Source organism: Sphingomonas sp. SP5, from assembly GCF_058313455.1.
Genome location: NZ_JBZFLF010000003.1, coordinates 552,003 through 572,777, shown reverse-complemented (window position 1 = coordinate 572,777; position 20,775 = coordinate 552,003). Strand labels below are relative to the sequence as shown.

Below are 20,775 nucleotides of genomic sequence, written 5' to 3'. Positions count from 1 at the left end.
TGCGACCATGGGCGATCACGCACTCGCTTGAGGTGGAGATACCGACCATGGCGATCACCGCCAGCCGCGCCCGTACGGAACCGCTGGACCCGCAGCCGGCCGCGACCCCGCGGCGGGGCGCCCGCATCGCGCTGTTCTCGGGCAACTACAATTACGTGCGCGACGGAGCGAACCGCGCGCTCAACCGGCTGGTCGACGACCTCGAACGGCGTGGTGCCCATGTTCGCGTCTATTCGCCGACCACCGCCGATCCGGCCTTCGCGCCGAGCGGCACATTGGTGTCCGTGCCTTCCATCCGGTTGCCGGGACGCGGCGATTACCGGCTCGGGCTCGGCCTCCCCAGGGCGGTGCGGGAGGACATCAGGGCGTTCGCCCCCGATCTGATCCACGTATCGGCGCCCGACTGGACGGGGATCGCGGCGCAGCGGCTCGCGCGGACGATGCGCGTACCGCTCGTCGCCAGCCTACACACCCGCTTCGAAACCTATGCGCAATTCTATGGTGCGAGCCTCGTCCGTCCGGCGATCGAGCGCCACCTTCGGCAATTCTATCGGCGCAGCGATCGCGTTCTCGTGCCGACGGATCCGATCCTCGACCAGTTCATCGCCGCCGGTTGCGGCGAGACGGTGCGGCTGTGGAGCCGGGGAGTGGACCGGCAGCAGTTCGATCCGGCCCGCCGCGACGCCTCGTGGCGGCGCGTCCATGCGATCGACGACGCCTGCGCGATCCTGTTCTTCGGACGGCTGGTCAAGGAAAAGGGGCTGGCGGACTATGTGGCGGTCGTCGACCGCCTGCTCGCCGCCGGCGTCGCCGTGAAGCCGCTCGTCATCGGCGACGGGCCGGAACGCGAGTGGCTGCGGCAGCGGCTGCCGGCGGCACGGCTGACCGGCCATCTCGACGGCGATGCGCTGGGGCGGGCCGTGGCCAGTGCCGATATCTTCTTCAATCCCAGCGTCACCGAGGCATTCGGCAACGTCACGCTGGAGGCGATGGCGAGCGGCCTGCCGACCGTCAGCGTCGATGCGCCGAGCGCCGAGACCCTGCTCAAGGACGGCAGCGGCGTCCTCTACCCCGCCGGAAATCACGAGGCGGCGAGCGAGGCGATCGCCCGCCTCGTCATGTTTCCCGAACGGCGCCGGGCGATCGGCCGGCGCGCGAGAGAGGCGAGCGCCGCCTATAGCTGGGATCGCGCCTCCGCGATGGTGTGGGAGGCCTATAGCGAACTGCTGCCGGGGGATGTGGCGCGATGACCCGGCTGCGTTTCGGCCTGCTGCTGCTCGCCGCCCTCCCCATCCCCGCCGCCGCGCAGGACGCTCCGGAAATCGCCGAGCCGATGGTCTTCGACCTCGTCCGCCCGCTCGGCGCGCGGCGCGGCGAACTGGAGATCAACGCGCTGGCGCAACGCGACCTGTCGGGGCCGCACCGCACGGTCGAATGGGCGCCGGAGATCGAATATGCCTTTGCCCACAACATGGCGGTGGAGCTGGAACTGCCGTTCGAGAACCGCCGGGTGACCGACTACAAGCTGGGCCTGCAGGGCACGTTCGGCCTGTTCAACAAGGGCCGCGGCATTCACGGGGTGCAATATCTCGGGCTGTGGAACCGCGAGCACCGGCGTTTCCAGAGTTCGCTGCTCTACGTCATCGGCAACCGCTTCGGGGCGAAGACCAGCACGCTGACCATGGTCGGCGTCGGCGATGTCGGCGCGGCGGGCGCGGAGACCCGTGCACTGCTGGTCAATCACACCAGCTTCTACGACATCGCCGCCGCCACCACCGCGGGCGTGGAGGTCAACCTGAGGATCGGCGCGACGCGTTCGACGCTGGTGATGCCGCAGCTGCAGCAGGGATTGAGCCGGCGCATCCAGCTGCAGGCCGGCGTGGGTGCGCAGCGCGACGAAGGCAGCGCATGGCGGCCGCGTGCCGGACTGCGTCTGGTGCATCAGCTCTGAACGGGCCGGTGCCGACGGGGCGAGGCCCGTCGGCCGACGGCGCTCAGCGATGGCCTCGCGCCGCCGCAACCTCGCGCTCCGCCTGGACGAAGCCATAGGCCGGGACGATCTCGTCGGCGCGATCGGCGATATCCGGCCAGTGCGCGACGATCTGTTCACCCGCATCGTCGCCGGCGCCGATGTAGCGCCCCGCGGTCAGCGTCACATGCGCGGCCGCGACATGGCCCGCCCCCGCACAGACGATGGCGCGCGTCGGCGCATCGTCGCCGACCAGCGTCAGCAAGGCGGGCGACACCCGATCCGGCGCCAGCAGCGCAAGGCTCTCGGCATCCAGCACGCCTTCGGTCATCTGCGTCGCCGCCGTCGGCGCCAGGCAGTTGACGCGGATGCCGTATTTCTCGCCCTCGATCCCCAGCGTCTGCATCAGCCCGACCAGCGCCATCTTGGCCGCGCCATAATTCGCCTGGCCGAAATTGCCGTAGAGGCCCGACGAGGATGTGGTCATCACGATCCGGCCATGGCCTTGCGCACGCATCGGCTCCCACACCGCCTTGGTGCAGATCGCGGCGCCGATCAGGTGCACGTCGACGACGGTGCGGAAATCCGCGATCGTCATCTTGGCGAAGCTCTTGTCGCGCAGGATGCCGGCATTGTTGACGAGGATGTCCACCCGCCCCCAGGCACCCAATATCGCCGCGACCATCCGCTCGACCGCTTCCTCGTCGGTCACCGACGCGCCGAAGGCCATCGCCTCACCGCCGGCCGCCACGATCTCCGCCGCGACGCGCTCGGCCGCCTCCACCGATACGTCGTTGACCAGCACCCTGGCGCCCTTGCCGGCCAGATAGAGCGCATGCGCCCGCCCCAGGCCACCGCCCGCACCGGTGATGATCGCCGTTCGTCCGCCAAGCGCCACAGTCACTCTCCTGATTATCATTCGCTCTCTTGATAGCGAATGATAATCAGCGCGCAATATCGATCTGACACGCGATGCCGATCAGGTGCAGATGGAGCGGAAGCCTGCTGCCATGAACGTCGCCATCACCTCCTTCACCGCACCGAAATCGTCGGAATGGCACAGACCGCCGGACAGTTTGTCGATGCGTCCGGTGCGTGCCAGCGTCAGCATCAGCGCGCCCGTGACGAAGTGATAGCCCCAGAAGATGCGCTCTTCCGGGCATTCCGGCATCGCCGTCTTGAGCAGGGCGATCAGGCGCAGCACGACGGGGTCGAAATGCTGGTCCATCAGCTCGGCGCCCCATTCGGGCGTGTTGGCCACCTGCGCGCCGAGCTTGGCGTAATTCTTCCAGCCCTCGCCCCCCTCGATATAGGTGTCGAGGTCGGTATCGAGGAACGCGCGTAGCGCCCCCTCCACCGTCGGCTTGTCGCCGACCGCGGCCTCGTAATCGTCGAGCGCCTTCATCCGCCGCTCGCTGGTCACGCCGGCGCGGCGCGAGAAGACGGCGTCGAACAGCGCCTTCTTGTCGGCGAAATAATAATTGAGCAGCGTATGGTGGACACCGACCTGCTTGGCGACATCCTTCAGCGTGACGCCGTGGAGGCCGTGCTTGGAGAACAGCTCCTCGGCCGCGTCGTAGATCTGCTCCATCGTCGCCGCGCGCTGGTCGGCCTTGCGGGAGCGGCGGGCGGGTTTCTCGGCTTGCGTCACCCGTCCGTCCCTCCGGCGTTCGGGCGTTACCGTCAAGCCATTCCGGTCCCATCACGATAAGTTCACACGCAAGTGAGTGTGCATTGACAGGCCCGGAGGAGTGGATCATCCTTCCACCACAAACCACGACACAGTGGGAGAGGGTATGGCGGTTACGAGCAGCATGGCACCGGGTGTGCCCCGGCAGGAACGACGGACGGCACGCGCCCGCCACCCCGGCATCGTGCTCGCGATGCTGACCTTCGTCTACGTCCTCAACTTCCTCGACCGCCAGCTGCTCGGCATCCTCGCCAAGCCGATCCAGGATTCGCTCGGTATCACCGATGGCCAGTTGGGGCTGATCGGCGGGCTGTATTTCGCGATGTTTTATTGCTTCATCGCCATTCCGGTGAGCTGGCTGGCCGATCGCACCAGCCGCGTCGGCGTACTGACGATCGCCTGCGCGATCTGGAGCGCGGCGACGATCGCCTGCGGTCTCGCCCGCACCTATCCGCAGCTGGTCGCCGCCCGCATGGTCGTCGGGTTCGGCGAGGCGGGCGGGGTGCCGCCCTCTTACGCGCTCATCACCGATACGTTCGCACCCGGCCGCCGCGGCGTCGCCTTCGGCATCTACAATCTCGGCCCGCCGATCGGGGCGGCGCTGGGCATCGCGCTCGGCGCGACGATCGCCACGCTGTTCGACTGGCGCGATGCCTTCGTCGCGATCGGTGCGATCGGCGTCGTCGCGGCGATCGCCCTGCCCTTCGTCATTCCCGAACCCGCCCGCGGCGCCGCCGACCCCGGCGGCAGCGTGCAGCGGGACATGCAGCGGGACAAGGCGCCGTTCTGGGCGACGCTGCGCGCCTTCTTCACCAATCCGGTGATGACGCTCGCCGCCTTCGGCAGTGGCGCAACGCAGTTCGTCACGTACGGCCTCGGCAATTTCGCCGTCCTCTTCCTGATCCGGGAAAAGGGCATGACGCTGCCGGAGATCGCGATCTGGTATGCGCTGGCGATCGTCATCGGCATGGGCGGCGGCATGGTCGCATCGGGCCGGATCATCGATCGCCTGTCACGCCGCTCGCGCCGCGTCTTCGCGGTCGCACCGGCGGTATCGCTCGCCATCGCCATGCCCTTCTACGTCGCCTTCGTCTGGGCACCGTCCTGGCCGCTCGCGCTGTCGCTGCTGACGGTCGTGATGTTCTTCAACTATTTCTATCTCTCCTGCTCGGTGACGCTGGTGCAGGAAGAGGCGGCGCCCAACCAACGCGTGCTGGCGGGCGCGCTGCTGCTGCTGGTGATGAACTTCATCGGCCTCGGCCTCGGGCCGACCTGGGTCGGCGCCGCCAGCGACCGGTTCGCGGCCGGCGGCGCCGCCAACGCGCTGCAACTGGCGCTCTACACCCTCACTCCCTTCTACGGCATCGCGATCGGCCTGTTCCTGTGGCTGGCGCGAACGCTGCATCGTCAGGAGACCTCCGCATGAAAGCCCTGCTGATCGCCACCGCGCTGTCCGGCGCCCTTGCCGGCGCCTCACCCGTTCTCACGGCCGATCCCGCGCCCGTCGTCACCGCACCCGCCGGCACGGTGCGCGGCACCAGCGATGGCGACCTCCGCGTCTTCAAGGGCATACCCTATGCCGCGCCGCCGGTCGGTGCGTTGCGCTGGCGCCCGCCTGCGGCCCTGCCCCGCTGGGCCGGCGAGCGGTCGGCCACGTCCTTCGGTGCCGCCTGCGTCCAGCCGCAAGGTTCCAACGCCACGATCTACGCAGGGCCGCCGATGCCGGTCAGCGAAGACTGCCTGACGCTCAACATCTGGACGCCGGCGAACGCCCGCAATGCGCCGGTGATGGTCTGGATCCACGGCGGCGCCCTGGTCAGCGGATCGAGCCGCGAACCGATGTACGACGGCCGCAAGCTCGCAGAACGCGGCATCGTCGTCGTGTCGATCAACTATCGGCTTGGCGTGCTCGGCTGGCTGGCGCACCCCTGGCTCAGCCGCGAATCGCGCCAGCGCGTATCGGGCAATTACGGCCTGCTCGATCAGATCGCCGCGCTGACCTGGGTCCGCGACAATATCGGCGCGTTCGGCGGCGATGCGCGCCAGGTCACGGTGGCGGGGGAAAGCGCCGGCGGCCTCAGCACGCTGTACCTGATGTCCTCGCCCGCGGCGCGCGGCCTGTTCACCCGGGCGATCGCGCAGAGCGCCTATATGATCTCGATGCCGGAACTGCGCAAAGCCGCCTTCGGCATGCCGTCCGGCGAAGGCGGCGGGCAGCTGCTGACCGGCGCGTTGCAGGTGCCGGACATCGCCGGCCTGCGCGGCATGGATGCGCAGGCGCTGACCGACACCGCGGCGAAGCTCGGCTTCGCGCCGTTCGGCGTGGTCGACGGCGCGGTCCTGCCGCAGCAGGTGGTCGATGCCTTCGATCAGGGGCGCCAGGCGCCGGTGCCGGTGCTCGCCGGCTTCAACCAGGGCGAGATCCGCTCGCTGCGCATGCTCGCGCCCAAGGCGCCGGCGGATGCCGCGGCCTATGAAAAGGCGATCCGCGCGTCCTACGCGGACCTCGCCGGCCGCTTCCTGCAACTCTACCCCGCCGCCGATTATCGCGAGAGCATCCTCGCGACGACGCGCGATGCGCTTTACGGCTGGACCTCGGAGCGGCTGGTCCGCAAGCAGGCGGCGCTCGGCCAGCCTGCCTATCTCTACCTGTTCGATCATGGCTATCCGGCGATGGACGGGGCCGATCTGCACGCCTTCCACGCCAGCGAACTGCCGTTCGTCTTCGGCACGCCGGGCGGCACGCCGCCACGCTGGCCGAAGGTGCCCGATACGCCGGGCGAACGCGCGCTGTCCGACGCGATGCTCGACTATTGGGCAAGCTTCGTGCGCGACGGCAAGCCGGTCGCCAGGAATGCGGCGCCGTGGCCCGCCTATGACGCTGCGCGCAGCTACATGCATTTCGCCGCGACGCCCCAGCCCGCGCGCGACCTGATGCCCGGCATGTTCGCGCTCAACGAAAGCGTGATGTGCCGCCGCCGCGCGACCGGCACGATCGGCTGGAACTGGAACGTCGGCCTCGCCGCCCCGAAGCTGCCGCCGAAAGCGGCCGGCTGCGAATGAGCGTCGGGTAGAGCCCCTTTCCGTGCCGGGCAGCGCTATCGCATATGGGCTGTCTGATCCGCGCTGATGTTCTCTATTCCTTCGTCACCCCGGACTTGTTCCGGGGTCCACCGCGCCGCACACCGATAGGCTATGGATTTACGGCACGGTGGACCCCGGAACGAGTCCGGGGTGACGGAGAATATTGGGAAGGCATGCCCTTCACCCGAGCCCAGCAGCCGTCGTAGCGATATGCGATAGCCCTCCCCTCAAGGGCCGGGCGCGTCTCACCGAGACCGCTCACAACGATCCCGCAGGTCACCCCACGGTGCGGGCGACGATCCGCCCCTGTGCGTAATCGGCGCGCAGGCGCTGTTTGTCGATCTTGCCCGTCGCGGCGAGCGGCATCGTGCCGACCGTGGCGACCCGGTCCGGGATCCACCAGTCCGCCACGCGGCCGCGGAGCAGCGCGAGCAGCTGGCCCGCATCGCCTTCCGCCCCCTCGATCACCAGTACCGGGCGTTCGCCCCAGCGCGGATCGGGCCGGGCGATGACCGCGACATGGCGGACGGAGGGATGCGCACCGACGATCGCCTCGATCTCGGCCGGATTGATCCATTCGCCCCCCGACTTGATGAGATCCTTGGCCCGGCCGCAGATCGTCAGGTGACCGGCGGCGTCGATCATCGCGAGATCGCCGGTGTCGAAATATCCCTCCGCGTCGAGCACGTCCGCGTCGGCGCCATAATAGCGGTCGAGCACGCTCGGCCCGCGCACCTTGAGGTGGCCCAGCGTTCCGCGCTGCTCCGCCAGCGTCCTGCCCTCGGCGTCAGTCAGCTTGAGGTCGAGTCCGACCGGTGGCCGACCCGCCGATCCCGACGGAACGGGGGGCGCGTCGGCGGGCGCGATCGTGCCGACCGGCGACAATTCGGTCATGCCCCAGCTCGTCTGGACGCGGGCGCCGAGGCGGCTCTGCAACCGCTCGAGCAGCGCATCGGGACAGGCCGATCCGCCGATCACGATCCGCTCCAGCGTCGGCACCGCCTCGCCCGTCCGGTCGAGGTGATCGACCAGCCCCAGCCATACCGTCTGGACGCCGACCGCCACCGTCACGCCTTCATCGCGGATCAGCCGGGCAAGGCTCGCGCCGTCGAGATGCCGCCCCGGCAGCACCAGCTTCGTGCCCGCCGCCGGCGCCGCGAAGGGCAGCCCCCAGCCATTGGCATGGAACATCGGCACCGCCAGCAGCAGCGTGTCGCGCGCGGTGATCGCGATCGCGTCCGCCTGCAACGCGCGCAGCGTGTGCAGATAGTTCGACCGGTGCGTATAGAGCACGCCCTTGGGCCGCCCGGTGGTGCCGGAGGTATAGCATAGCCCCGCCGGCGCCTCCTCGGCGAACGCGCCCCACGGCACCGGCGCGCCCCGTTCGGCGAGCAACGCCTCGATGCCGATCGCGCCCTCGGCATCAGCCTCGCCGTCGAGCACCACGACGTGGCGGACGCGCGGGCAGAGCGGCAGCACCTGGCGCAGCAACGGCATCAGGTCGGCGGCCACCGCCAGGATGCGGTCGTCCGCCTCGTCGACCATCGCCGCCAGTTGCGCCGCGGTCAGCCGCGGGTTGAGCGTGTGGCACACGCCCCCCGCCCCCATCACGCCGTAATAGACCTCCAGATGGTGCTGCGTGTTCCAGGCGAGCGTGCCGACGCGGTCGCCCTGCGCCATGCCCAGCGCGATCAGCGCCCCCGACAGCCGGTTCGCCCGCTCGCGCAACGCCGCATAGCCGAGGCGCGCGACCGCCCGGCCCTGTTCGGCCCACACCACCTCCCGCTCGCCGAACCATTTGCCGGCGTGGGTCAGGAACGTGTCGACGGTCAGTGCGAAGCTCTGCATGCGTCAGAACGCCTTCAGGATCTTCAGCCCGTATTGCCGCGGCGGCCCTGCGAAATAGAGGCCGCTGTTCAGCGCCGCGGGGTAATGCTGGTCGGTCAGGTTGGTCGCATAGGCGGTCACCGTCACCGATCCCTTGGCGAGCGCCAGCTGCGCGTTGACGATGTTGCGCGCCGGCAGCCGGTCGCCGAGCAGGCTGTTTTCGAACAGCGTCGCCCATTGCGGCGCGATATGGCCGTAGTTCGCGCGCGGCGTCAGCGTCGCGCCGCCACCCAGCGCGATCTCATAGGCAGCACCGACGTTGAAGGTGAAGTTGGGCGCATAGCTCTGGTCCATGCCCTCGAGGTTGCGGCACGATGCGCTCGCCGGCCCGGTGTTGATGTTGCACGCCGCCGTTGCCGGGATGCGCGGGTCGGTCGCGTAGAAGCGGCCGAGCTCGCTGTGCAGCACGTTCATGCCGACATCGAAGCTGAACGCACCGAGCTTCACGTCCGCTTCCGCTTCGAAGCCGTAGATCTTGGTCTTGCCCGGCACGTTGACCTGCAGGCCGAACACGGGGATCGCCGGATTGCCGATCGTGACCTGGAAATCCTCGTAATCGTTGTAGAAGGCGCTGACCGTAGTGCGGATGCGGCGATCGGCGAAATTCGCCTTCCACCCCGCTTCGTAGGATGTCACCTGCTCCGCCCCGAACGGCGCCGGGTTGCCGAGCCCGACGGGCACGTTGAGCCCGCCCGGCTTGAAGCCCGTCGCGACGAAGGCATAAAGGTAATGGTCGCGCGTCGCCTCCCAACCCAGCGACACCTTGTACGACACGTCGTCCGATCGGGTTTCCTGCTCCGCGACGATCGGCGTGCCATATTGCAGCACGTCGATATCGTTGCGGCTGCGGCTGGCGGTGTAGCGGGCGCCGGCCTCCAGCTTCAGCTTGGGCGTGATGACGAAGCCGACCTGCCCGAATGCGGCAAGCGAGCGGTTGGGGTTGATCCCCTGCAACCGGTATTCGGTCAGCCGGTCGCCGAGCGGCGCACCGATCACGAACTGGTAGGGCGACAGGAACGTATATTTGTTCCACAGGCCGAACGCGCCGAGCAGGTAGGTGAACCGCTTCGTGTCGGGCGAGATCAGCGTGATCTCCTGCGAGATCTGGCGTTCGTCGACGCTGTCGAAGAAGGTGCGGTTGGCCGTCGCCGTGCCGTCCAGGTCGGCGCGGTACATGGTGTTGCCGCTGGCATAGGCGCTGACCGAGCGCAGCTGCATGCCGTTGTCGAATTCGTAGTTCACCCGCAGGATCGAACGGTAGAATTTGTCGCGCGCCGCCTGCGGGGAATTGGCGGTGATGTCGAACAGGTCGCGGAAATTCGGGTTGGCGATCGTGGTGCCGGGCAGCGTGCGGAACTGGTTGGTGTAGGGGCTGGCCGGATAGGCCCCCATGTCGAGATAGTCGACGTCCGTCTTCGACAGAATCGTCAGCTGCGTCGTCGGCTTCCACAGCAGGCTGAAGCGCCCGGCGAGCTGGCGGACGTCGCCGTTGTTGCCGTTGTACGGCGCGCCGTTCGGGCCGGTGATATGGTAGAAGCCGTTGCGCCGCGTGCCGAACACCGCGAAGCGGGCGGCGAGCGTATCGCTGACCGGGATGTTGAGCGCGCCCTGCACGCCGGCTTCGGAATAATTGCCGACGTTGGCGTTGACATAGCCGTGATAGTCGCCGCCGATGATCGGATCGTTGCTGTTGACGAACACCGCGCCGCCGGTGGCGTTCTGGCCGACGATCGTGCCCTGCGGGCCGCGCAGCACCTGGATGTTGGCGACGTCGTAATAGGGTTCCTGCTGGAAATAGCCGGGAAAGGTCGGCGCGCCGTCGCGATAGGTGATGACGCCGGTCGCGGTCTGCGTGTTATGCTCGCCCTTGCCGATGCCGCGGACGTTGAAGTCGATGCCCTGACCGAAATTGTTGACGACGATGCTGGGCGAGGCGAACTGAAGCGCATCGACGTTGGCGACGCCCTTGTTGGCGAGGTCGGTGCCCGACAACACCGAGCCCGACAGCGGCGTGGTTTGCAGGTTCTCGTTGCGGCGGCGGGCGGTGACGATGATCTCGCCCTGGTCGGGCGACGGGCTTTCGGCCTGCTCGCTCGAAGCGCCGGGATCGGCGGGAACGGTCTGGGCGAGCGCATCGCCCGTCCAGACGAGAGCCAAAGCAGACACACCGAGCCAGCACGTACGAAGCCGCATAATCCCCTCCACCGACACATCGCGCTCTTCGGCGCCACTGACGCAGGGGTGCATGATCGCCACGGCGATTGCAAGCTTATTCACTCACGTGATAGCGATTTAGTAGCGGGCGGTGGCACGTGACCAATGCCCTACCGCCGGGTTATCGCCGCTCGATGACCTGCTGCGGGGTAACAATTTCCACTGGCAGCCCGAAATCCTTTAACCGCGGCGCAATCACCTTGGGGTTACCCGCCACCATTCACGACCATTCAGACGATTTCGCGCGGCCCGATGATCGGGAAGATGCCAGCCTCGAGCCTGCCCCCAACCAGCGCCGCGTAGCGCGGGGCGCAAGATAGCAGGCGGATGTCGAGCCACGCGCGCGCCACGTGCTCGAATCCGTTGTGCACACGTCCGCTTTGCTGCGCTTCAGCGATGGCGCGCTCCTGTCGTCGTTCTTCGGACGGATCAAGTCCGAGCGCAAGTTGCTGTTTCATCCCGTCGCGCTAGACACGTGCTGCCAGCAGCGACAGTCGCAGATAGGGTCCGCCAGAGAGCAGCTTCTGCTTGCCGACGAACCAGTAGGCTAAACGCCATAGCTTGGCGCTGTTGGGCTGGACATGGATGAACAGTCCGCCGCTGTCGGACCGCTTGTACGGCCGGTTTTCGGGCGTGAGCGACTTGATCGCGATGTTGGTAAAGATGTTGCTACATCGAGCCTCCGAAACAGGTTCGAATCCCGCTACGCCGAAATCTGTTGGTATGGGTGATGAAGCTACCAACATTTGGGTCGGGCTGTGACGACCGGTCGTGAAACCGCCCGAGGCGCAGATCGCTCGCAAGTTGCTGATCAGCCAGTGCTTATCGGGACGTTCCGGGATGTCGTGGGACGTCCCTGGAAAACGGACTGGCTGGGGCGGCAGGATTCGAACCTGCGTATGACGGTACCAAAAACCGTTGCCTTACCGCTTGGCGACGCCCCAACAGAGAGGCGGCCTTATAGCCGTCGCGGCGGGCGTGAAAAGCCCTGCCGTGCTGGCTTTTTCGCCGCCCCGAACCTGCCCCAGCGTCAGCCGAGCCGTTCCAGCCAGCCGTGCGGGTCGGACGCGCGGCCGCGCTGGATCGCCGACAGGGCATCGAGCATACGTTGGGTCAGTTGGCCGGTGCCGCCGCCGCCGATGGTGAAGCGGCCGTCCGCCTCCACCACGTGGCCGATCGGCGTCACCACCGCCGCGGTGCCGCAGGCGAAGGCCTCGGTCAGGCGGCCGCTGGCGGTGTCGGCACGCCACTGGTCGATGCCATAGGGCTCTTCGCGCACCGCGATGCCCTGGTCGCGGGCGATGCGGATGATCGAATCGCGTGTGATGCCGGGCAGGATGGTGCCGGTCAGCGGCGGGGTCACCATCGATCCGTCGTCGAAGACGAAGAACACGTTCATGCCGCCCAGTTCCTCGACCCAGCGGCGCTCCACCGCGTCGAGGAAGACGACCTGGTCGCAGCCCTGGCGGATCGCCTCCGACTGGGCGGCGAGGCTGGCGGCGTAATTGCCGCCGCACTTCGCCTCGCCGGTGCCGCCGGGCGCGGCGCGGGTGTAATTCTGGCTGACCCAGATCGACACGGCGCGCGCGCCCCCCTTCCAATAGGCGCCGACCGAGGAGGCGATGACCATGTAGAGATATTCGGCGGACGGCTTGACGCCCAGGAATGCCTCGCTCGCGAACATGAAGGGCCGCAGGTACAGCGCCCCGCCGTCGATCTGCGGAAACCAGTCCCGCTCGGTCAGCACCAGCTGGCGACACGATTCGAGGAACAGGTCCTCGGGCAGTTCCGGCATCGCCAGCCGCCGCGCCGAATTGTTGAAGCGGCGCGCATTGGCATCGGCGCGGAACAGCGCCATCGCGCCATCGTCCAGCCGATAGGCCTTCAGCCCTTCGAAGATTTCCTGCGCATAATGCAGCACCGCGGTGGAGGGATCGACGGTCACCGGCGCCCGCGCGGTGATCGCGGCATCGTGCCAGCCCTTGTCCTCGCTGTAGCGGATCACCGCCATATGATCGGTGAAGACCCGGCCGAAGCCGGGATCGACCAGTCGGGCCGCCCGCTCGTTGGCATCGACCGGGGTCGCGGTCGGATCGAAGCGGAAAGCGGCCGTGTCGGCCGTCAAATGCGCGTTCATCGATTTCTCTCAGGCGTAAGGGGTTGCGAACGCGTAAGGACGGTGGCTAAACCGGTCAACATGGCTGCCACAGCTCCCTCCGCCTCCGCCCAGTTTCTCCGCGAGCCCGAACTCCGTCGCGGCATGGAACTTCTGTATTTTGGCCATAGCCATCTCACCCGCTCCATCGATCAGGGGCTCGCAGCACAAGGATTGGGCCGCGCACACCATCGTGCACTCTACTTCATCGCCCGCAAGCCGGACCTGACGGTCAGCGAGCTGCTGGCGCTGCTGGCGATCACCAAACAGTCGCTCGGTCGCGTACTGAACGAATTGACCGACCGCAAGCTGGTGAGCACCCGCCCCGGCGAACGCGACCGGCGCCAGCGCCTGCTCCGCCTGACCGACGACGGCGCCAGGATGGAGAACGAGCTGTTCGAGGCGATCCGCGTCAAGATGTCGCAGGCCTATCAGGCCGCCGGCCAGGGCGCGGTGTCGGGCTATTGGGCGGTGCTGGAGGGGATGATCCCCGACACCGACCGCGCGCAGGTCGAGGGCCTGCGCAACTGAGGCGTGGCGGCGCTCAGCGCGCCGCCGCGGCCATCTCACGATTGCGCCGCGCCGCGGCGGCCAGCGTTTCGGTGAGCAACGCCACCAGCCCGTCGTCGCGATCGAGCACGTTCAGCCCCTGTCGCGTCGATCCGCCGGGGCTCGCCACCCGGTCGGCGAGTGCGGCCGGCGACAGGTCCGATTCGGCCGCCATCGCTGCCGATCCGGCCAGGGTCGCCAGCGCCAGCCGCGCCGCCTGATCGGCGGGAAGGCCCAGGGCAGCACCCGCCTGCGCCAACGCATCCGCGAAACGAAAGACGAAGCCGGGGCCGCAGCCGGCGAGGGCAGTCACGTCGTCGAACTGCGCTTCGTCCGCGATCCATTCCACCGTGCCGAGCGGCTGCATCAGCCCGGTCACCGCCTCGCGCGCCGCAGCGTCGGCCGAGGCCGAATAGAGCGCCGTCACCCCGCGGCCGATCGCGACCGGCAGGTTGGGCATGGCACGCACCACCGCGGCGGCACCGGATAGCGGGGCAAGCGTCGCTTCCTCCACCCCGGCAAGGATCGAGACGAGCAGCCGCGGCTTGTGGCCGGCAAGCGGTCCGCCCTTCAGCGTCGCCAGCTGCTGCGGCTTGAGGCCGAGCATGATGCCGTCATAGCCGCCGTCTGAAGCATCGGGGATCGCGGGCAGCACGCGCACGCCGTCCGGCATCGTCCGGCCGCTGGGGCTGACCACGGTCACGTCGGCGGGGTTCATGCCCGCGTCCAGCCAGCGGCGCAGCATCGCGCCGCCCATGTTGCCGGCGCCGATCATCAGCAATCGCATGGGCGTCAGGCCTCGCCCTGCGTCTCGATCAGCGCGGCGGCCAGCGCCTCACGCGGGGTCTTGCCGCCCCACAGCACGAACTGGAAGACGGGGTAGAAGCGCTCGCATTCCTCGATCGCCGATTCGACCAGCAGCTCGGCAGCACCCAGCGACATGGTGCCCTCCTCCTCGCCGTCGATCATCGCCGCGTGGCGATAGAGCAGCACGCCGGATGACGACCACAGTTCGAAATGGCCGATCCACAATTGCTCGTTGACCAGCCCGATCGCCTCATAAACGCCGGCGCGGCGATCGTCGGTGACCTTGATGTCCGGAAAGGCGAGGAATTGCAGGACGCTGTCGTCCTCGCGCCAGAGCGCGCGCAATTCGTAGCTCGTCCAGCTGCCCTTGACCGTCGCGACGATCTCGTCCTCGTGGCGCTCATGCTCCCAGCCGTGGGCGGCATAATAGGCCTCGAGCATGTCGATCGGGGCGGCGGGTTCCTGGTCGTGTTCTGCGTGGTCGAGCATCGTCGCGCCCCTTATCGCACGACAAGGCTGCCGAGGCAAAAGCCCGCCCGCAACCCCGTTGTGGACAGGCATGTCGATAAAACTGTGGAAAAGTCGGTCAGGCGGTCGGCACCGGATCGCCGCCGGCGGACTTGCCCTCCAGCGCATCCAGCCGGGCCTTCAGCGCGTCGTTCTCGTCGCGTGCGGCGACGGCCATCGCCTTCACCGCCTCGAACTCGTCGCGGCTGACGAAATCGAGGCCGCCGATCCAGTCGCGCATCCGCGCCCGTGCGCCCGCTTCCGCTTCGCGGCCGACACCGGCGAGCGTGCCGGCGGCGCCGTTCACGAGCTTGGCAAAATCATCGAACAGGCGATTGTCGGACTGCATGGTATCTGTTTCCCGGCGGACGAGGATCGTTCGTCAGAGCATCTGGGACGTATGCGCCGCCGGCACAAGGGTTTCCGCATCGGGGTTGAGCTGGCCGATCCGCCAGGTCAGCACGCCGGCAAAGCTGATCCAGACGAGATAGGGCACCATCAGCCAGGCGGCGAGCGAGCGGATGCGGCCGAACAGCATCGTCGTGCCGATGGCGAGCAGCAGCATCGCGACGATCACGCCCAATGCGGTGCCGACCTGGTGCATGCCGAAGAACAGCGGCGTCCAGGCAAGGTTGAGCAGGAACTGCACCGCGAACAATGCGAGCGCGAGGCCCCTGCCCCGCGATCCGCGCGCATGCAGGATCATCGCCACGGCGAGGCCGAGCAGGATGTAGAGCGAGGTCCAGGCGACCGGGAAGACCCAGCCCGGCGGGGTCAGCGCCGGCTTCTGCAAGGCGACGTACCAGGCATTGTCGCTGCCCGAGGGCACAGCGCGGCCGGACGCGAAGCCCAGCAGCAGGATCAGCGGTACGGTGAACACCGCCCAGCGCAGGAAGGACATGCGCAACTGACCCCTGGATGCGATGCCGCCCACCCCGTGCTCCCTCGAACCTTTGCAGCCGCCATGCCGCGCCCCGCAGCCTTCGTAAAGCACCCGTTGGCGATATCGTTCCGATAGCGGTTCAATTGCGGGACGCGGCGACCAGAAATTCCACATTGCCCTCCGGCCCGGTGATCGGACTTTCGACGATGCCGGCGACCGGCCACCCCGCCCCCTCCAGCCAGGCGGCGACCTCCGCACAGACGCGGGCATGGATGGCGGGATCGCGAACGACGCCGCCCTTGCCCACTTCGTCGCGCCCCGCCTCGAACTGCGGCTTGATGAGCGCCATCAGCCGCGCGCCGGGGCGGGCGAAGGTCATCGGCCGTTCCAGCACCTTGGCGAGGCCGATGAAGCTCGCATCGCAGACGATGAGGTCGATGGGCTCGGGAATGTGATCGGCGGTCAGGATGCGCGCGCTGGTCTGTTCGTGAACGGCGACGCGCGGGTCCTGGCGCAGCTTCCAGGCGAGCTGGTTGGTGCCGCTGTCGACCGCGTGGACCCGCGCCGCCCCGCGCGTGAGCAGCACGTCGGTGAAGCCGCCGGTCGACGATCCGACGTCGATCGCCACCGCCCCCGTCACGTTCCAGCCGAAATGGTCGAGCCCGTGCGCCAGCTTGATGCCGCCGCGCGATACCCAGGGATGATCGCGACCGCGCACGTCCAGCGTCACGTCGTCGGCGATCTGCTGGCCGGGCTTGTCGACCTTCCGCGTGCCGGCGAAGACGAGGCCAGCCATGATGAGCGCCTGTGCCCGCGTCCTCGATTCGACGAGTCCGCGATCGACAAGCATCTGGTCTGCACGCAATTTGGCCATGCCTGTCCTTACTCCCTTAGGCACGCGCGCGTCACCCGTTTCGCTCCGGCGCTGGCCGCCATCGATTGGCCGCATTCTCCATTGCCTACTGGAACAGTGGGATTAACTTGGCGGTTGAGGACGGCAGGTCGAACGGCGTGTCCGACACGCACCGACGGCCACCGTTCCCAGTAGGAGGGAGACGCAGCCATGACCGGATTTTCCCACTTCGACAGCGCACAGCCGACGATCCTGACCGTGCCGGGCCTGGGCGGCTCCGGCCCCTCGCACTGGCAGACCTTGTGGGAAGAGGCCCGCCCCGACACCGTCCGTGTAGAACTCGGCATGTGGAACACGCCGCATCGCAACGCTTGGGTGACGAAGCTCGACCAGGCGATCGCCCGCGCCGAGGCGCCGGTGATCCTGGCGGCGCACAGCCTCGGCTGCCTCGCGGTGGCCTGGTGGGCCGAGCTGTCGCCGCAACCCTATGGCTGGCCGGTCGCGGGCGCATTGCTGGTGGCGCCGGCGGATGTCGACCGGGCGGGCGCGCCCGCCGAGTTGAAGGGGTTCGCACCGACGCCCAAGACGCCGCTGCCCTTCCCCTCGATCGTGGTCGCCTCCAGCGACGATCCCTGGATCGGCATAGACCGCGCGCACAGCCTGGCGGCGCAATGGGGCAGCCATTTCGTCGACGCCGGGCCGCAGGGGCATCTCAACGCAGCGAGCGGCATCGGCTGGTGGCAGGAGGGGCAGGAACTGCTGAACCGCGTCATTGCCGCCGGCACCGACGGCCACGGCCGCGCCCGCCCACCCGGCGATGCACGCTCCATCCTGGCGATCAACGCGACGGACGCCGCCCAGGCGCATTACTTGGGTCGATAGGTCAGGCGGCGGCCGCGAACGGGTTCACGATCCGCACGCGGCCGTCGACGACCAGCCCGTCGTGCATGTCTTCCGAATAGAGCGTGTCACACTCCGCCGTGAGCGCAGCCGCCACGATCATGCCGTCATACACCGACAGCCGATACCGCTCGGCAAGGCGCAGGCCGAGGTGGTGGAGCGCGGGAGTCAGCGTGACGATCGAAGGGCAGCGCAGGACCACCGCTTGAGCCGCATCGGACACTTGCGCCCACGTCCACCGACGCTTTCGCAGAAGCACGCTCGCCAGTTCGTTGAGGCATTGCACGCTGATCGCACCGCCGCCATCGAGCAATCGCGATGCGGCCGCACCACGCGCATCCTCTTCGAAAGCATAGACGAGGACGTTCGTATCGAAGAAGGCGCGCGTCACCGCGCGTTGGCTTCCTCTCGATCGAACTTATAGTCCGGCGGCAAAGGATTATTCCGCGCCAACTCCCTCATCGTGTCGATCGCCCAAGCACGCTGCTGGTCCGACACGTCGATCGTCACCACCGAAGGCTTCGTCACCTGCACGAGGTCGCCCTCATGCAGCCCCAGTGCCGCGACCACGTCGTCGGGCACCTGCACCACATAGCCGTCTGGGGTCCGGGTCAGCTTCATCTCACCGGCCATAGCATAGGTCCGATCCGGATGCGAGCGCCAGTGCCAGCGTCAGTCCCGCCCGGCCTCGCGCTCCCGCCCCCTGGCGGTCGCCGCCTTCATCGCGCGGTACATGCGGATGTTGATCGCGACGAGCATCACCACCGCCAGCGCGATGATGATCGCCGCCTTCACCGGTCCGCTCATGCCCGCGCGCCCTCGCTCACCCCGCTGCTGTTGTGGCGCAGCGCGGTCAGCACCGTGCTGACGATGTGCTCGGCGTCGAGCCCCGCCTCGGCATATTGCTTCTCGGGCTTGTCCTGATCCTGGAAGGCGTCGGGCAGCCGCATCGTGCGCAGCTTCAGCCCGCCGTCGATTAGCCCCTCGTCGCTCGCCAGCGTCAGCACATGCGCGCCGAAGCCGCCGACCGCACCCTCCTCGATCGTCACCGCCACCTCGTGCGTGGTCAGCAGGCGCCGGATCAGCGCCTCGTCGAGCGGCTTGGCGAAGCGCAGATCGGCGACCGTGGTCGACAGCCCCTTCGCCTCCAGCGTCTCGGCGGCCTTCAGCGCCTCCTCCAGCCGCGTGCCGAGCGACAGGATCGCCACCGTCTTGCCCTCGCGCACGATGCGGCCCTTGCCGATCTCCAGCCGCTGCGGCACCTCGGGCAGCGCGACGCCGGTGCCCGCGCCGCGCGGATAACGCACCGCGATCGGTCCGTTGTCGTGCACCGCGCAGGTATGCGTCATGTGGACGAGTTCCGCCTCGTCCGCCGCCGCCATCACCACGAAATTGGGCAGCGTCGCCAGATAGGTGACGTCGAACGATCCGGCATGCGTCGCGCCGTCCGCGCCGACCAGCCCGGCGCGATCGATCGCGAAGCGGACGGGCAGGTTCTGGATCGCCACGTCGTGCACGACCTGGTCGTAGGCGCGCTGGAGGAAGGTCGAATAGATCGCGCAGAACGGCCGCATCCCCTGCGCGGCCAAACCGGCGGCGAAGGTGACGGCATGCTGTTCGGCGATGCCGACGTCGAAGGCACGATCCGGAAACGCCTTGGCGAAGCGGTCGACGCCGGTGCCCGACGGCATCGCCGCGGTGATCGCGACGATCGTCGGATCGCGCATCGCTTCCTTGACGAGCTGGTCGCCGAATACGTTCTGATATTGCGGCGGCCCCGGCGGCGCCTTGGCCTGCGCGCCGGTGATGACGTCGAACTTCTGCACGCCGTGATATTTGTCCGCCGCCGCCTCGGCCGGGCCATAGCCCTTGCCCTTCTTGGTGACGACATGGACCAGGATCGGCCCCTCCTCCGCGTCGCGCACATTTTCCAGCACGGGGATGAGGTGGTCGAGATTGTGGCCGTCGATCGGCCCGACGTAATAGAAGCCCAGCTCCTCGAACAAGGTGCCGCCCATCGTCATGCCGCGGGCGAATTCGTCGGTCTTGCGCGCCGCGTGATGGAACGGCCGGGGCAGGCGCCGGGCGAACTTCTTGAGGATTTCGCGCACCCCCAGGAATTCGCGGCTCGACACGATCCGCGACAGATAGGCGGACAGGCCGCCCACCGGCGGCGCGATCGACATGTCGTTGTCGTTGAGGATCACGACCAGCCGGTTGCCCGCCTGTTCGGCGTTGTTCATCGCCTCATAGGCCATGCCCGCCGACATCGAGCCGTCGCCGATCACCGCGATGCCGCGGCCCGGCGTGCCGGCGAGCTTGTTCGCCACCGCAAAGCCAAGCGCCGCCGAGATCGAGGTCGAGCTGTGTGCGGCGCCGAACGGGTCGTATTCGCTCTCGCTCCGCTTGGTGAAGCCGGACAGGCCGCCGCCCTGGCGCAGCGTGCGGATGCGGTCGCGCCGCCCGGTCAGGATCTTGTGCGGATAGCATTGGTGGCCGACGTCCCACACCAGCCGGTCGCGCGGGGTGTCGAAGACGTAATGGATCGCCGTGGTCAGTTCGACGACGCCGAGGCCCGAACCCAGGTGCCCGCCGGTCGTACCGACCGCGGAAATCGTCTCCTGCCGCAGCTCGTCGGCCAGTTGCCGCAGCTGTTCGGGCTTCAGGTTTCGCAGCTCTTCCGGCGTGTTGACGGTATCGAGCAGCGGGGTTGCTGGTAATTCGGCCATCCCGCCCGTCTACGCGCTTCGGGCCAAGCTGTCGATTGGGACCGCGCCGACGCTCAATCACAGTCGGCGCACTTGCCCCGCACTTCGATCACGGGACGAACCGGTGAAAAACCAGCGGCTTGCGCGGCATTCCTGACGCCACGCGTCACGGTGTCGTCGTCGAGGTGCACCGTCTGTCCACAGGAATCGCACACCAGGAAGATGCAATCGTGCAGGCAATCGGGATGCGCGTTGGCGACATAGGCGTTCGAACTCTCGACCTTGCGGGCGAGGTTCGCGGCGACGAACACGTCGAGGATGCGATAGACGCTGTTGGCGGCGACCCGGCGCCCCTCGCGCTTCGACAGCGCCTCGGCGATGTCATAGGCGCTCGCCGGCTTGGCGAAGCCAGCCAGTGCGTCGAACACGTTGGCGCGCATCTGCGTCCATTGCTCGCCGGACTTTTCCAGCGTCGCCTGCGCGGCGCGGGTCAGGTCCTCGCCCTGCGGCTCGTGATGGTCGTGATGTGCGTGCGCCATGATCGAGATTTAGGGCGTGGCGGCCCTATC

General features: G+C 68.0%; 23 protein-coding genes and 1 tRNA gene. 6 read left to right on the top strand and 18 right to left on the bottom strand.

The features are described 5' to 3' along the window. Nucleotides 1-47 precede the first annotated feature (47 nt). On the top strand, nt 48-1,250 hold the full coding sequence (locus AC4GY7_RS10565) for a glycosyltransferase family 4 protein (protein ID WP_491113606.1): 1,203 nt from the start codon (nt 48-50) through the stop codon (nt 1,248-1,250). Then, nucleotides 1,247-1,951 (top strand): hypothetical protein, encoded by a 705-nt coding sequence (locus AC4GY7_RS10560; protein WP_491113604.1) that lies wholly within the window; start codon nt 1,247-1,249, stop codon nt 1,949-1,951. Before AC4GY7_RS10565 ends, AC4GY7_RS10560 begins: the two co-directional genes overlap by 4 nt. A gap of 43 nt (nt 1,952-1,994) precedes the next feature. Here AC4GY7_RS10560 and AC4GY7_RS10555 read toward each other — a convergent pair whose 3' ends face one another. Both AC4GY7_RS10555 and AC4GY7_RS10550 read right to left on the bottom strand, forming a co-directional pair. Continuing rightward, nucleotides 1,995-2,873, bottom strand: a complete 879-nt coding sequence (locus tag AC4GY7_RS10555; protein WP_491113602.1) for an SDR family NAD(P)-dependent oxidoreductase — start codon at nt 2,871-2,873, stop codon at nt 1,995-1,997. Between the two features lie 75 nt (nt 2,874-2,948). Next, a complete protein-coding gene (locus AC4GY7_RS10550; RefSeq protein WP_491113763.1) occupies nt 2,949-3,560 on the bottom strand; it encodes a TetR/AcrR family transcriptional regulator in 612 nt (203 codons plus the stop codon). 205 nt (nt 3,561-3,765) lie between these two features. Between AC4GY7_RS10550 and AC4GY7_RS10545 the strand changes: the two genes are divergently transcribed. Continuing rightward, on the top strand, nt 3,766-5,085 hold the full coding sequence (locus AC4GY7_RS10545; RefSeq protein WP_491113600.1) for a spinster family MFS transporter: 1,320 nt from the start codon (nt 3,766-3,768) through the stop codon (nt 5,083-5,085). Continuing rightward, entirely contained in the window at nt 5,082-6,722 is a 1,641-nt protein-coding gene (locus AC4GY7_RS10540; protein ID WP_491113599.1) for a carboxylesterase/lipase family protein, read from the top strand. Before AC4GY7_RS10545 ends, AC4GY7_RS10540 begins: the two co-directional genes overlap by 4 nt. A 297-nt stretch (nt 6,723-7,019) precedes the next feature. Here AC4GY7_RS10540 and AC4GY7_RS10535 read toward each other — a convergent pair whose 3' ends face one another. From AC4GY7_RS10535 to AC4GY7_RS10510, 6 genes are all read right to left on the bottom strand, one after another. Then, nucleotides 7,020-8,591 (bottom strand): AMP-binding protein, encoded by a 1,572-nt coding sequence (locus AC4GY7_RS10535; RefSeq protein WP_491113597.1) that lies wholly within the window; start codon nt 8,589-8,591, stop codon nt 7,020-7,022. Nucleotides 8,592-8,594: 3 nt separating this feature from the next. Continuing rightward, on the bottom strand, nt 8,595-10,907 hold the full coding sequence (locus AC4GY7_RS10530; RefSeq protein WP_491113595.1) for a TonB-dependent receptor: 2,313 nt from the start codon (nt 10,905-10,907) through the stop codon (nt 8,595-8,597). A gap of 167 nt (nt 10,908-11,074) precedes the next feature. Next, nucleotides 11,075-11,302: a hypothetical protein gene (locus tag AC4GY7_RS10525; protein ID WP_491113593.1), complete on the bottom strand. Its 228-nt coding sequence runs from the start codon at nt 11,300-11,302 to the stop codon at nt 11,075-11,077. Between the two features lie 9 nt (nt 11,303-11,311). Then, the gene (locus AC4GY7_RS10520) at nt 11,312-11,590 is read right to left on the bottom strand and encodes an Arm DNA-binding domain-containing protein (protein ID WP_491113591.1); all 279 of its coding nucleotides are present in this window, start codon (nt 11,588-11,590) and stop codon (nt 11,312-11,314) included. 123 nt (nt 11,591-11,713) lie between these two features. Further along, nucleotides 11,714-11,788 (bottom strand) — tRNA-Gln (locus AC4GY7_RS10515). 86 nt (nt 11,789-11,874) lie between these two features. Beyond that, nucleotides 11,875-12,981, bottom strand: coding sequence for a branched-chain amino acid aminotransferase (locus tag AC4GY7_RS10510; RefSeq protein ID WP_491113589.1), 1,107 nt, complete (start codon nt 12,979-12,981; stop codon nt 11,875-11,877). 60 nt (nt 12,982-13,041) lie between these two features. On the opposite strand from AC4GY7_RS10510, the gene AC4GY7_RS10505 reads away from it, so the two are divergent. Next, nucleotides 13,042-13,530: a MarR family transcriptional regulator gene (locus tag AC4GY7_RS10505; RefSeq protein WP_491113587.1), complete on the top strand. Its 489-nt coding sequence runs from the start codon at nt 13,042-13,044 to the stop codon at nt 13,528-13,530. 13 nt (nt 13,531-13,543) lie between these two features. On the opposite strand, the gene AC4GY7_RS10500 is transcribed toward AC4GY7_RS10505, so the two are convergent. From AC4GY7_RS10500 to AC4GY7_RS10480, 5 genes are all read right to left on the bottom strand, one after another. Then, nucleotides 13,544-14,335 (bottom strand): pyrroline-5-carboxylate reductase family protein, encoded by a 792-nt coding sequence (locus AC4GY7_RS10500; protein WP_491113585.1) that lies wholly within the window; start codon nt 14,333-14,335, stop codon nt 13,544-13,546. 5 nt (nt 14,336-14,340) lie between these two features. Beyond that, entirely contained in the window at nt 14,341-14,844 is a 504-nt protein-coding gene (locus tag AC4GY7_RS10495) for a type III secretion system chaperone family protein (protein WP_491113583.1), read from the bottom strand. Between the two features lie 97 nt (nt 14,845-14,941). Beyond that, on the bottom strand, nt 14,942-15,211 hold the full coding sequence (locus AC4GY7_RS10490) for an accessory factor UbiK family protein (RefSeq protein ID WP_491113581.1): 270 nt from the start codon (nt 15,209-15,211) through the stop codon (nt 14,942-14,944). 33 nt (nt 15,212-15,244) lie between these two features. Further along, on the bottom strand, nt 15,245-15,763 hold the full coding sequence (locus AC4GY7_RS10485; protein WP_491113579.1) for a TspO/MBR family protein: 519 nt from the start codon (nt 15,761-15,763) through the stop codon (nt 15,245-15,247). Nucleotides 15,764-15,884: 121 nt separating this feature from the next. Next, entirely contained in the window at nt 15,885-16,619 is a 735-nt protein-coding gene (locus tag AC4GY7_RS10480; RefSeq protein WP_491113578.1) for a TlyA family RNA methyltransferase, read from the bottom strand. A gap of 189 nt (nt 16,620-16,808) precedes the next feature. On the opposite strand from AC4GY7_RS10480, the gene AC4GY7_RS10475 reads away from it, so the two are divergent. Continuing rightward, on the top strand, nt 16,809-17,480 hold the full coding sequence (locus AC4GY7_RS10475; protein WP_491113576.1) for an RBBP9/YdeN family alpha/beta hydrolase: 672 nt from the start codon (nt 16,809-16,811) through the stop codon (nt 17,478-17,480). A gap of 1 nt (nt 17,481) precedes the next feature. On the opposite strand, the gene AC4GY7_RS10470 is transcribed toward AC4GY7_RS10475, so the two are convergent. Genes AC4GY7_RS10470 through AC4GY7_RS10450 form a run of 5 tightly spaced genes read right to left on the bottom strand, consistent with a single transcriptional unit; the run spans nt 17,482 to nt 20,745 of the window. After that, nucleotides 17,482-17,889: a PIN domain-containing protein gene (locus AC4GY7_RS10470; protein ID WP_491113574.1), complete on the bottom strand. Its 408-nt coding sequence runs from the start codon at nt 17,887-17,889 to the stop codon at nt 17,482-17,484. Continuing rightward, on the bottom strand, nt 17,886-18,119 hold the full coding sequence (locus AC4GY7_RS10465; RefSeq protein WP_491113573.1) for a hypothetical protein: 234 nt from the start codon (nt 18,117-18,119) through the stop codon (nt 17,886-17,888). The genes AC4GY7_RS10470 and AC4GY7_RS10465 overlap by 4 nt, the downstream gene beginning before the upstream one ends. A gap of 51 nt (nt 18,120-18,170) precedes the next feature. Then, nucleotides 18,171-18,305, bottom strand: coding sequence for a hypothetical protein (locus AC4GY7_RS10460; RefSeq protein WP_491113571.1), 135 nt, complete (start codon nt 18,303-18,305; stop codon nt 18,171-18,173). Further along, nucleotides 18,302-20,227 carry a 1-deoxy-D-xylulose-5-phosphate synthase gene (gene dxs / locus AC4GY7_RS10455; protein ID WP_491113569.1) on the bottom strand — a complete coding sequence of 642 codons (1,926 nt, stop codon included), beginning with the start codon at nt 20,225-20,227 and terminating at the stop codon, nt 18,302-18,304. Before dxs ends, AC4GY7_RS10460 begins: the two co-directional genes overlap by 4 nt. A gap of 53 nt (nt 20,228-20,280) precedes the next feature. Continuing rightward, nucleotides 20,281-20,745 (bottom strand): Fur family transcriptional regulator, encoded by a 465-nt coding sequence (locus AC4GY7_RS10450; RefSeq protein WP_491113567.1) that lies wholly within the window; start codon nt 20,743-20,745, stop codon nt 20,281-20,283. Nucleotides 20,746-20,775: the final 30 nt, after the last annotated feature.

Coding starts and splice junctions, on each gene's coding strand:
- AC4GY7_RS10565 (WP_491113606.1), top strand. CDS start 48: ATGGCGATCACCGCCAGCCGCGCCCGTACGGAACCGCTGGACCCGCAG.
- AC4GY7_RS10560 (WP_491113604.1), top strand. CDS start 1,247: ATGACCCGGCTGCGTTTCGGCCTGCTGCTGCTCGCCGCCCTCCCCATC.
- AC4GY7_RS10550 (WP_491113763.1), bottom strand. CDS start 3,560: ATGGAGCAGATCTACGACGCGGCCGAGGAGCTGTTCTCCAAGCACGGC.
- AC4GY7_RS10545 (WP_491113600.1), top strand. CDS start 3,766: ATGGCGGTTACGAGCAGCATGGCACCGGGTGTGCCCCGGCAGGAACGA.
- AC4GY7_RS10540 (WP_491113599.1), top strand. CDS start 5,082: ATGAAAGCCCTGCTGATCGCCACCGCGCTGTCCGGCGCCCTTGCCGGC.
- AC4GY7_RS10535 (WP_491113597.1), bottom strand. CDS start 8,591: ATGCAGAGCTTCGCACTGACCGTCGACACGTTCCTGACCCACGCCGGC.
- AC4GY7_RS10525 (WP_491113593.1), bottom strand. CDS start 11,302: ATGAAACAGCAACTTGCGCTCGGACTTGATCCGTCCGAAGAACGACGA.
- AC4GY7_RS10520 (WP_491113591.1), bottom strand. CDS start 11,590: ATGTTGGTAGCTTCATCACCCATACCAACAGATTTCGGCGTAGCGGGA.
- AC4GY7_RS10510 (WP_491113589.1), bottom strand. CDS start 12,981: ATGAACGCGCATTTGACGGCCGACACGGCCGCTTTCCGCTTCGATCCG.
- AC4GY7_RS10505 (WP_491113587.1), top strand. CDS start 13,042: ATGGCTGCCACAGCTCCCTCCGCCTCCGCCCAGTTTCTCCGCGAGCCC.
- AC4GY7_RS10500 (WP_491113585.1), bottom strand. CDS start 14,335: ATGCGATTGCTGATGATCGGCGCCGGCAACATGGGCGGCGCGATGCTG.
- AC4GY7_RS10495 (WP_491113583.1), bottom strand. CDS start 14,844: ATGCTCGACCACGCAGAACACGACCAGGAACCCGCCGCCCCGATCGAC.
- AC4GY7_RS10490 (WP_491113581.1), bottom strand. CDS start 15,211: ATGCAGTCCGACAATCGCCTGTTCGATGATTTTGCCAAGCTCGTGAAC.
- AC4GY7_RS10485 (WP_491113579.1), bottom strand. CDS start 15,763: ATGTCCTTCCTGCGCTGGGCGGTGTTCACCGTACCGCTGATCCTGCTG.
- AC4GY7_RS10480 (WP_491113578.1), bottom strand. CDS start 16,619: ATGGCCAAATTGCGTGCAGACCAGATGCTTGTCGATCGCGGACTCGTC.
- AC4GY7_RS10475 (WP_491113576.1), top strand. CDS start 16,809: ATGACCGGATTTTCCCACTTCGACAGCGCACAGCCGACGATCCTGACC.
- AC4GY7_RS10465 (WP_491113573.1), bottom strand. CDS start 18,119: ATGAAGCTGACCCGGACCCCAGACGGCTATGTGGTGCAGGTGCCCGAC.
- AC4GY7_RS10460 (WP_491113571.1), bottom strand. CDS start 18,305: ATGAGCGGACCGGTGAAGGCGGCGATCATCATCGCGCTGGCGGTGGTG.
- dxs (WP_491113569.1), bottom strand. CDS start 20,227: ATGGCCGAATTACCAGCAACCCCGCTGCTCGATACCGTCAACACGCCG.
- AC4GY7_RS10450 (WP_491113567.1), bottom strand. CDS start 20,745: ATGGCGCACGCACATCACGACCATCACGAGCCGCAGGGCGAGGACCTG.